The sequence below is a fragment of the uncultured Polaribacter sp. genome, assembly GCF_947501385.1.
GTDB lineage: Bacteria > Bacteroidota > Bacteroidia > Flavobacteriales > Flavobacteriaceae > Polaribacter.
Genome location: NZ_CANMVP010000065.1, coordinates 1 through 2,323 on the forward strand (window position 1 = coordinate 1; position 2,323 = coordinate 2,323).

Below are 2,323 nucleotides of genomic sequence, written 5' to 3' on the forward strand. Positions count from 1 at the left end.
CCGTATACGAGACCCGTACGTACGGTGGTGTGAGAGGCGCACTCTGTCAGTTTCTGGCAGAGCCGTCTACTCGATTGCCACCAGTACTTTATTCACTTGCTCTGTCAATAATAGATTCAGTCCATTCCAAATTTGTTATCTGCTCAATTAATGGGTCTATTTTATTATCTATCATTTCTGGTGTATTACAGATTTTTTCTGAGAAATATCTTGCTGTTAATGGTTTACTATCACTACTATATAGGTCTTTGGCTTCCGCCTTAATTTCATCATAATTACCTACTTTTTTATGGAATTCTTCCTCAAAATCTTGTTCCCAAATAGAATAATTAGAATTTATACTTGTTGGTGGGAAAAAGAATAAATCCTCCGTAGTTGCGTGACCTAGCATTTGAAGAATCTCTTTATTGCGTTTGGATTTATTTATAGCATTTTTACGATAATCTCCAGTTAATTCTTCGACAGGACTGGCAGGCTTATCTCCATCAAAAATGACATAACAAGGAATTCTAAATTCATTGAACAATAGTAGTAAATATGAAATTGTGTCCACCGAACCAGCGTTTATTAGTGAAACTCTATTGGTGTCAATGTCAAAACCTTTAGCTTTAAAATAATTTGGCAATGAGTATTTCTCGGTTTCTCCTTCTATTAATATTATTTTCTTTGCAAAAAAACCTTCATTTTTAGTTTCATCGATTAAGTGATGGAATCTGTGTCTTATACTTAATTCATTAATTTCAATTCCGTAAATATTATGATAGTGATTAATTATTTGTTGAACAGTTAATTCGTGAGAAACTGTTTTTGGGTTTTCGTCAGATGATTTTCTTAGAAGTCTAATTTCGTCAAAATTATCTACTGATATAAATAGACTATCGTGTGTTGTGTAAACTACTTGGTCATTCCCTTGAGAAATTTCCTTTAACAGATTGTAAGTAGCTCTTTTTAAAGGTGGATGCAAATATATTTCGGGCTCTTCAATTCCTATAATTATGTTGCTTTCATTTGTTTTCTTTCCAAAATCAAACGTATTGTATGTTCTTAATAATGAAAACAAAGCTAGTCTTTGAATTCCGTGTCCTTTTTCTGTAAGTTCTGAATCATATCCATCGTTAGCAAAAACTTTAGGTTGAGGAAAGACAACGTCTTGAATTTCTGGTGAACCGAATTTCAATTCAAGCGAACAGCCAATATCAAAACCAATATTGTCGTTTAATGCCTTATTTATTTTTTCAATTTTAGATTCTCCTTCTTCAGTTGTATCAATTTTTTCAATTAATCCTTTAACTAATGCATCAGTTTTTGTCTTGAATTCTTGTTTGATTTCTGTAGAAACAGAACTGGAAAGCCAATTGATTAATTCTCCTAAAGCACTTGTTTTGGTAACTTTCAAGTCCTCCGATAAATTTTTGATTGCTGGAATATAGAAGAATTTTGGAAGATTGGCTTTTAACTTACTTTTCCATCCCAAAACCTTTTCATCTCCAGTTATTTGTTCTTTAGGTATTTCATCGTAGCGTTCTTCATTGAGTTGAATTAGTTTATTTAAAAAATCTTCTTGTGTTGGTTCTTCCTCACTTTCAAAAAGAGTTTTGAAATTAAATTCTCCAATCAATAAATCTGTTTTCCACCACTTTTTTAGATTTGTTTTTGTTGGTACTTTATCAGCAACTGTCCATAGATATTCTTCGGTTGGAATCTGTTTTGTCCCGTGTTTCGATTCTATAAAGTCAATATCGTCAATTGAAGCATCCGCAAGCTCAACTCCGTCTTCTTTTGAAATTGCCTCAATATATTGGGTAATTGTCAAGTCATTATGTTCGTCTAAGTGAGTTTTGAATGTTGAAAGTTCATCTGCGTTTAAGTTTCTGAACTTTACAGTTATAACTATCGGTTGAGAATAATCATTATGATGAAAGCTTTTTGTGGATATTTTAGTTTTTGTAAAATTAAAAAACAGGTCTAATGCTTCGAGAATATTTGATTTACCCACACTATTTTCTCCTATTAACGAAGTTAAGTTGTTGAATGAAAATTCAATTTTTTCAAGTCCAAATGTCTTGAAATTCTGTATGCTAATATTCTCAATTTTCATCTCAAGCGTGATTTTTTTCGTATTGGTGGCAACGGTTAGTATATGAAAAGTAGGCGATTTCGAAGCACTAAACTTTCGGTTAAGCACAAAGTTTGATACGAGCTAAAAGCCTTGATTTTACTACTATTTCGCCTATTTTTTATATACATTGTGTGTGCCCAGCATGGGCATCTTTTGATTTACCGAAAGGTAAATAATTAATCTAGAGGGTGCAAGTCCCTTATG

At 32.3% G+C, this 2,323-nt stretch carries 1 protein-coding gene; it reads right to left on the reverse strand.

What is annotated here, in order from left to right:
- Nucleotides 1-88: 88 nt before the first annotated feature.
- Nucleotides 89-2,098 carry an ATP-dependent endonuclease gene (locus Q0998_RS19175; RefSeq protein WP_299673041.1) on the reverse strand — a complete coding sequence of 670 codons (2,010 nt, stop codon included), beginning with the start codon at nt 2,096-2,098 and terminating at the stop codon, nt 89-91.
- Nucleotides 2,099-2,323: the final 225 nt, after the last annotated feature.

Coding starts and splice junctions, on each gene's coding strand:
- Q0998_RS19175 (WP_299673041.1), bottom strand. CDS start 2,098: ATGAAAATTGAGAATATTAGCATACAGAATTTCAAGACATTTGGACTT.